This window comes from Mycobacterium sp. E3247, assembly GCF_001667785.1.
Classification (GTDB): Bacteria; Actinomycetota; Actinomycetes; order Mycobacteriales; family Mycobacteriaceae; genus Mycobacterium.
Window position 1 is genome coordinate 1 of sequence record NZ_LZJG01000024.1, and the last position, 7371, is coordinate 7371.

At 69.6% G+C, this 7371-nt stretch carries 6 protein-coding genes and 1 pseudogene; 5 read left to right on the plus strand and 2 right to left on the minus strand.

Annotated features, from left to right (window positions below; translation table 11 throughout):
• The 5 genes and pseudogenes from A9X04_RS00935 to A9X04_RS00955 form a co-directional block, all read left to right on the plus strand.
• Positions 1-483, plus strand: a pseudogene (locus A9X04_RS00935) (glutamine synthetase); the annotation flags it as partial.
• Positions 484-547: 64 nt separating this feature from the next.
• Positions 548-3544 carry a bifunctional [glutamine synthetase] adenylyltransferase/[glutamine synthetase]-adenylyl-L-tyrosine phosphorylase gene (locus A9X04_RS00940; RefSeq protein WP_067916866.1) on the plus strand — a complete coding sequence of 999 codons (2997 nt, stop codon included), beginning with the start codon at positions 548-550 and terminating at the stop codon, positions 3542-3544.
• A complete protein-coding gene (locus tag A9X04_RS00945) occupies positions 3541-4185 on the plus strand; it encodes a PaaI family thioesterase (RefSeq protein ID WP_067916868.1) in 645 nt (214 codons plus the stop codon). Before A9X04_RS00940 ends, A9X04_RS00945 begins: the two co-directional genes overlap by 4 nt.
• Positions 4182-5042 (plus strand): TIGR03619 family F420-dependent LLM class oxidoreductase, encoded by an 861-nt coding sequence (locus tag A9X04_RS00950; RefSeq protein WP_067916870.1) that lies wholly within the window; start codon positions 4182-4184, stop codon positions 5040-5042. Before A9X04_RS00945 ends, A9X04_RS00950 begins: the two co-directional genes overlap by 4 nt.
• Before the next feature lie 137 nt (positions 5043-5179).
• Entirely contained in the window at positions 5180-5716 is a 537-nt protein-coding gene (locus A9X04_RS00955; protein WP_197508965.1) for a GNAT family N-acetyltransferase, read from the plus strand.
• A 4-nt stretch (positions 5717-5720) separates the two neighbouring features.
• Here the strand turns inward: A9X04_RS00955 and A9X04_RS00960 are convergent, their stop codons facing one another.
• On the minus strand, positions 5721-5936 hold the full coding sequence (locus A9X04_RS00960) for a hypothetical protein (protein WP_156764165.1): 216 nt from the start codon (positions 5934-5936) through the stop codon (positions 5721-5723).
• A 289-nt stretch (positions 5937-6225) separates the two neighbouring features.
• Positions 6226-7371: type I glutamate--ammonia ligase (gene glnA, locus A9X04_RS00965; protein ID WP_067916874.1), on the minus strand; the 1146-nt coding region annotated here is incomplete at its 5' end.

A 7371-nucleotide genomic window follows, 5' to 3' on the forward strand; every position in this document is an offset into this window, starting at 1 on the left:
GCGGTCACCAACCAATGGGTCAACTCCTACAAGCGGCTGGTGCAGGGCGGCGAGGCGCCCACCGCGGCGTCGTGGGGCGCGGCCAACCGGTCGGCGCTGGTGCGGGTGCCCATGTACACCCCGCACAAGACGTCGTCGCGGCGCATCGAGGTGCGCAGCCCTGACTCGGCCTGCAACCCCTACCTGACGTTCGCCGTGCTGCTGGCCGCCGGGCTGCGGGGGGTGGAGAAGGGCTATGTGCTGGGACCCCAGGCCGAGGACAACGTCTGGGACCTCACCGCCGAGGAGCGGATCGCGATGGGCTACCGCGAGCTGCCGACCAGCCTCGACGCCGCGCTCAAGGCGATGGAGGCCTCCGAGCTGGTCGCGGAGACATTGGGGGAGCACGTTTTTGACTTCTTCCTGCGCAACAAGCGCACGGAGTGGGCCACCTACCGCAGCCACGTCACACCGTACGAGCTGAGCACCTACCTGTCGCTCTAGCAGGCGCCGCGCTCACCGGGGCGCCCGCCTTTCCCCGGCAACGCAGGCGGGTTGCGATACCGTCGTGGTCGTGACCAAACCCGCGACGCAGCGCCCCCGGCTGCCCAGCGTGGGCCGGCTCGGCCTGGTCGACCCCCCGGCAAGCGATCGGCTGACGCAACTGGGTTGGTACGACCACGACGACCAGGCGCACGTCGACCTGCTGTGGTCGCTGTCGCGCGCACCCGACCCCGACGCGGCGCTGCGTGCCCTGATCCGGCTGGCGGAAAACCCCGACACCGACTGGGACGAGCTCAACGCCGCGCTGCTCACCGAACGCCCGCTGCGCGGGCGGCTGTTCGCCGTGCTCGGCTCGTCGCTGGCCCTGGGCGATCACCTAGCCGTTCACCCGCAGTCGTGGAAACTGTTGCGGGGCAAGGCCAAACTGCCCACGCACGACGAGCTGCGCGCGGCCTTCACCCGATGCGTCGACGAGGCGTCGGGCGATCCCGGGACGGTCGTGGCGCGCCTGCAAACCCTCTACCGCGACCAGCTGCTGGTGCTGGCCGCGCTCGACCTGGCGGCGACGGTGGAGGACGAACCGGTGCTGCCGTTCACCGTGGTGGGGGCCCAGCTGTCGGACCTGGCGGACGCCGCGCTGTCCGCCGCCCTGCGGGTGGCGGAGATGAGCGCATGCGGCGACCGCACGCCGCCACGGCTGGCCGTCATCGCGATGGGCAAATGCGGTGCCCGCGAACTGAACTACGTCAGCGACGTCGACGTCATCTTCGTCGGCGAGCGGGCCGACGCCCTCACCACCCGGCTGGCCAGCGAGATGATGCGGGTCGCCTCGGCGGCCTTCTTCCAGGTCGACGCCGGGCTGCGGCCCGAGGGCCGCAGCGGTGAGCTGGTCCGCACCGTCGAGTCGCACATTGCCTACTACCAGCGCTGGGCGAAGACGTGGGAGTTCCAGGCGTTGCTCAAAGCCCGCGCGGCCGTGGGCGACGCGGAGCTCGGGGAGCGCTACCTGACCGCGTTGATGCCGATGGTGTGGGTGGCCTGCGAGCGCGAGGACTTCGTCGTCGAGGTGCAGGCCATGCGCCGCCGGGTCGAGCAGCTGGTGCCCGCCGACGTGCGCGGCCGCGAGATCAAACTCGGCAGCGGCGGGCTGCGTGACGTGGAGTTCGCGGTGCAGCTGCTGCAACTGGTGCACGGCCGCGGCGACGAGTCGCTGCACGTGGCGTCCACGGTGGACGCGCTGGACGCGCTGGGTCAGGGCGGCTACATCGGACGCGAGGACGCGGCGAACCTGACCGCGTCCTACGAGTTCCTCCGACTGCTCGAGCACCGGCTCCAGCTGCAGCGGCTCAAGCGCACCCACCTGTTGCCGGAGGCCGAGGACGAGGAGGCCGTGCGCTGGCTGGCGCGCGCCGCGCACATCCGCCCCGACGGGCGGCACGACGCCGCGGGCGTGCTCCGCGAGGAGCTGCGCCACCAGAACCTGCGCGTTTCTCAGCTGCACGCCAAGCTCTTCTACCAGCCGCTGCTGGAGTCGATCGGCCCGGCCGGCCTGGAGATCCGGCACGGCATGACGTCGGAGGCCGCCGAGCGGCAGCTCGCCGCGCTCGGCTACGAGGGACCGCAGACGGCGCTGAAACACATGTCGGCGCTGGTCAACCAGAGCGGCCGGCGCGGTCGGGTGCAGTCGGTGCTGCTGCCCAGGCTGCTGCACTGGATGTCCTACGCCCCCGATCCCGACGGCGGCCTGCTGGCCTACCGCCGGCTGAGTGAGGCCCTGGCTGGGGAGAACTGGTATCTGGCCACGCTGCGTGACAAGCCTGCGGTGGCCAAGCGGCTCATGCACGTGCTGGGCACCTCCGCCTACGTCCCGGACTTGTTGATGCGCGCGCCCAGGGTGATTCAGGATTACAGCGATGGCACGTCCGGCCCCAAACTGCTCGAGACGGACATCGCCGCGGTGTCCCGGGCGCTGATCGCCTCGGCCGGCCGCCACCCCGACGCGGTGCGGGCGATCGCCGCGGCCCGCACACTGCGCCGCCGCGAACTGGCCCGCATCGGCTCGGCCGACCTGCTGGGCTTCCTCGAGGTCACCGACGTCTGCCGGGGGCTCACCTCGGTGTGGGTGGCCGTGCTGCAGGCCGCGCTCGACGCGATCATCCGCGCCAACCTTCCCAAGGACGGCCCCGAACAGGGAAGGGCGCCGGCGGCCATCGCGGTGATCGGCATGGGCAGGCTGGGCGGCGCCGAGCTTGGCTACGGGTCCGACGCCGACGTGATGTTCGTGTGCGAGGCGGCGACCGGTGTCGAGGACTCGGTGGCGATCCGGTGGTCCACGACCGTCGCCGAGCAGGTGCGCACGCTGCTGGGCACGCCCAGCGTCGACCCGCCGCTGGAGGTCGACACCAACCTGCGGCCCGAGGGTCGGCAGGGCCCGCTGGTGCGCACGCTGGGCTCCTACGCCGCTTATTACGAACAGTGGGCGCAGCCGTGGGAGATTCAAGCCCTGCTGCGCGCCCACCCGGTCGCCGGCGACGCGGAGCTGGGCCAGCGGTTCTTGGTGATCGCCGACAAGACGCGTTACCCGGCCGACGGGGTGTCGTCGGACGCGGTGCGCGAGATCCGCCGCATCAAGGCCCGCGTGGATGCCGAGCGGCTGCCGCGCGGCGCCGACCCGAACACCCACACCAAGCTGGGCCGCGGGGGACTGGCCGATATCGAGTGGACCGTACAGCTGCTGCAGCTGCTCCACGCCCACGACATCCCCGCCCTGCACAACACCTCGACGCTGGAATCCCTGGATGCGATCGAGGCGGCCGGCCTGGTTCCCGCCGACGAGGTCGACCTGCTGCGGCAGGCCTGGCTGACCGCCACGCGGGCCCGCAACGCGCTGGTGCTGGTCCGCGGCAAGCCGACCGACCAGCTGCCGGGGCCCGGACGTCAGCTCAATGCGGTCGCGGTGGCCGCGGGCTGGCCGACCGACGACGGCGGGGAGTTCCTGGACAACTATCTACGGGTGACGCGGCGAGCAAAAGCCGTGGTGCGGAAGGTGTTTGGAAGTTGAATCAGGAGGCCGGCGCGTTGGACGCCATATTCGAGGTGCTCGACGCGGCGGAGGCTGACCGAGTCACAGCCCTCTACGCCCCGTTGGCCGACGCGGTGCGCGAACTCGTCGACGCCACCATCCGCACCGAGGTCGACGACGACGTCGTCGACCAGGCGCGCTCCGCGATCGAGGCCGTCACCGCCTCGCTGCGGCAACGGACCCGGCCGGTCGGGGTGAGCTACCGCGTCAACGGCCGCCCGCTGCCGCTGGGTAACGCCGCGATCGGGGTGTGCAATCCGATCGCGCCGCCGATCGTCGTCCACCACGACGGCGGCGGCCGCTGCTGGAGCGAGTTCGTCCTGGGCTCGGCGTATGAGGGTCCGCCCAAACTGGTGCACGGCGGCGTCAGCGCCCTGGTGCTCGACCACATGCTCGGCGAGGCGGCCAGCGAGGGGCTGTCCAAGGCGCGGTTCACCGGAACCATCACGGTGAAATACCTGCGCGGCACCCCGCTGGGCCCGCTCCGTTGCGAGGCGTGGGTCGACGGCAAGGAGGGCCGCAAAGTCTTTGCGCGCGGGACTATTTCGGACGCCGCGGGCATCACCGTCGAGGCCGAGGGCGTCTTCATCGAGCCGGCGTGGGCGCGGGAAGGCCAATGAAGTTCTATATCAGCAGTGCCTTCCTGAACACCCGGGAGATCATCGAACTCGCCAAGGCCGCCGACGAACTCGGCTACGACGGCATCGGGATTCCCGACCACGTCGTCAACCTGGAGACCCTGGACACCCCGTATCCCTACACCAAGGACGGGCAACGCCGTTGGCAGCCGTTCACCGACTGGCCCGACCCGTGGGTCCTGATCGGTGCGCTGGCTCAGGTCACCACGCGGCTCCGATTCGTCACCACCGTCTACATCCCGGCGATGCGCAACCCGTACTCGGCGGCCAAAGCGATTGGCACCGCGGCGGTTCTGGCGGAGGGCCGGGTGGAGCTCGGTATCGGTGTGGGTTGGTGCCGCGAGGAATTCGCATTGATGGGCGGACAATTCGAGGCCCGCGGCAAACGGACCGACGAGATCATCGACCTGATGCGGGCGTTGTGGCGGCCGGGATGGACGGAGTTCGAGGGCGCGTTCTACCGGGCGCCGCGACTGGAGATGGAGCCGACGCCGCAGCCGATCCCGGTGTACGTCGGCGGGCTCAGCGACATCGCGCTGCGCCGCGCCGCCCGCAACGACGGCTGGATCGGTGACCTGATCAAGACCGAACGCGCCATCGAGGCCGTGGGCCGGTTGCGGGAGATGCGCGCCGAAAACGGGCTTTCCATGGACGATTTCACCATCCTGACGCCGCTGACCGACGCCTTCACCACCGACGACTACCGGCGCGCCGCCGACGCCGGCATCACCGGCATCATCACCATGCCGTGGATGTTCTACGCCGGGCCGGACGCCTCGTTGGCCGACAAGATCGACGGCATGCAGCGCTTCCGCAAGGACCTGGCGCTCGACGCATAGGTGTGTCGCGCTTTTCCCGCGCGACACTTAACCGATGGCGACGACACGCCGCAAACGTGCGCCGTAGTTTCAGTCTCGCGGGCCCAGATCGCCTGTGGGCGGCTTGTAATCCCTTGCAGCCTGAAAGAATGACTGGCATGTCAATCGGCCGAGTGCGCCCGGCGTCTGCGGAGGACGCCGCGGCGTGCCGTGCGATCTATCGCCCGTACGTCGAGGACACGGTGATCAGCTGGGAGATCGACGTCCCGAGCGTAAGGGAGATGGCCGCCCGCATCGCCACCGCGCGCGAGGCGCACGACTGGCTGGTCCTCGAACGCGATGGTCGGGTCGTCGGTTTCGCCTACGGTCACGCGCTCCGGCGACTGCCGACCTTCCAGTGGTCGGCCGAGACCGGAATCTATGTCGACCTCGAGCATCACCGCACGGGCGGCGGTCGCCAGCTCTACACGCGGCTGCTGCACCGGCTCAGGGAGCGCGGCTACCGAACGGCTTTCGCGGGCATCACGCAACCGAACGAGGCCAGCAACGGCTTTCACCGGTCATTCGGCTTTCACGACGCCGGCTTATACCGGCGCACCGCATGGAAAGACGGGCGCTGGCACGACGTCGCGTGGATGCAACTGGAACTGGTCGGCTCGGCCGACTCCGACGAGCCGCCAAACCCGATCGTGTGATCGGTTAGCCGCCGCCACCGCCGACGAAGCCGCCGCCGCCGCCGACGAAGCCGCCGCCACCGCCCACGAGGCCACCGCCGCCGCCGACGAAGCCGCCGCCACCGCCCACGAGGCCACCGCCGCCGCCCACGAAGCCGCCGCCGCCGCCGAAGCGACCGCCGCCTCCACCTACGCGGCCCCCGCCGCCCCCGACCATTGCTTGTGCGGTGCTGATAGTCATGGCCGAAACGCTAACGCGGAATTCGTTGCCGCCGCAAGAGTTTTTATCTGAACATCCGGCGTCGGCGAGCGCCTTGTGCTGGCCTCGACGAACGGACCAGTGCCCTAAAGGCGTCCCGTCGCGCGGGCCGTTTGCGTTGCGACGGCTAGGTTTTGGGTCGGCCGGCACCAGCAGCAGGAGGCTCGGCCCGGCGGAGTCATTGGCAGATCCGCACAGACGAAACCACCCGCGCGGCAATCGGCGATGCGATCGCGGCGCGGGTGGTGTCGTCTAGCGAATGCCCCTCGACTTAGACGTCGTAGTAGAGCGCGAACTCGTAGGGGTGCGGCCGGATCTGGACCGGCAGGATCTCGTTCTCGCGCTTGAAGCTGATCCACGTCTCGATCAGGTCAGGCGTGAAAACGCCACCCTCGGTGAGGTATTCGTGGTCCTCTTCCAGCCGGTCGATCACCGCGGACAGCTGGGTGGGCGCCTGCGGGATGTTGGCGGCCTCCTCCGGCGGCAATTCGTAGAGGTCCTTGTCGACCGGGGCCTGCGGCTCGATCTTGTTCTTGATGCCGTCCAGCCCGGCCATCAGCATCGCCGAGAACGCCAGGTACGGGTTGCCTGACGAGTCGGGGCAACGGAACTCCAGCCGCTTGGCCTTCGGGTTGCTGCCGGTGATCGGGATGCGCACGCAGGCCGAGCGGTTGCGCTGGCTGTAGACCAGGTTGATCGGCGCCTCGTAACCCGGGACCAGTCGCTTGTAGGAGTTGACGGTCGGGTTGGTGAAGGCCAGCAGCGACGGGGCGTGGTGCAACAGGCCGCCGATGTAGTGGCGGGCGGTGTCCGACAGCCCGGCGTACCCGGTCTCGTCGTACATCAGCGGGCTGCCGTCCTTCCACAGCGACTGGTGGGTGTGCATGCCGGATCCGTTGTCGCCGAACAGCGGCTTGGGCATGAAGGTCACGGTCTTGCCGGCCTGCCAGGCGGTGTTCTTGACGATGTACTTGTACAACTGCATGTCGTCGGCCGCGTGCAGCAGCGTGTTGAACTTGTAGTTGATCTCGGCCTGCCCGCCGGTGCCCACCTCGTGGTGGCCCTTCTCCAGGCTGAAGCCGGCCTTGATCAGGTTGGAGAGCATGTCGGCGCGCAGGTCGACGTAGTGGTCGACGGGCGCGACCGGGAAGTAGCCGCCCTTGGGGCGGACCTTGTAGCCGCGGTTGGGGCTGCCGTCGTTCTCGGTCGGCTCGCCGGTGTTCCACCATCCCGAGATCGCGTCGACCTCGTAGAACGAGCCGTTGGTGCGCGAGTCGAAGCTCACCGAGTCGAAGATGTAGAACTCGGCCTCGGCGCCGAAGTAGGCGGTGTCGGCGACGCCGGTGCTGATCAGGTAGTTCTCCGCCTTGCGGGCGATGTTGCGCGGGTCGCGCGAGTACGGCTCGAGGGTGAACGG

Excerpts from the sequence above, each read along its gene's own strand:
- A9X04_RS00950 (WP_067916870.1), top strand. The coding sequence starts at position 4,182 with ATGAAGTTCTATATCAGCAGTGCCTTCCTGAACACCCGGGAGATCATC.
- A9X04_RS00955 (WP_197508965.1), top strand. The coding sequence starts at position 5,180 with ATGTCAATCGGCCGAGTGCGCCCGGCGTCTGCGGAGGACGCCGCGGCG.
- A9X04_RS00960 (WP_156764165.1), bottom strand. The coding sequence starts at position 5,936 with ATGACTATCAGCACCGCACAAGCAATGGTCGGGGGCGGCGGGGGCCGC.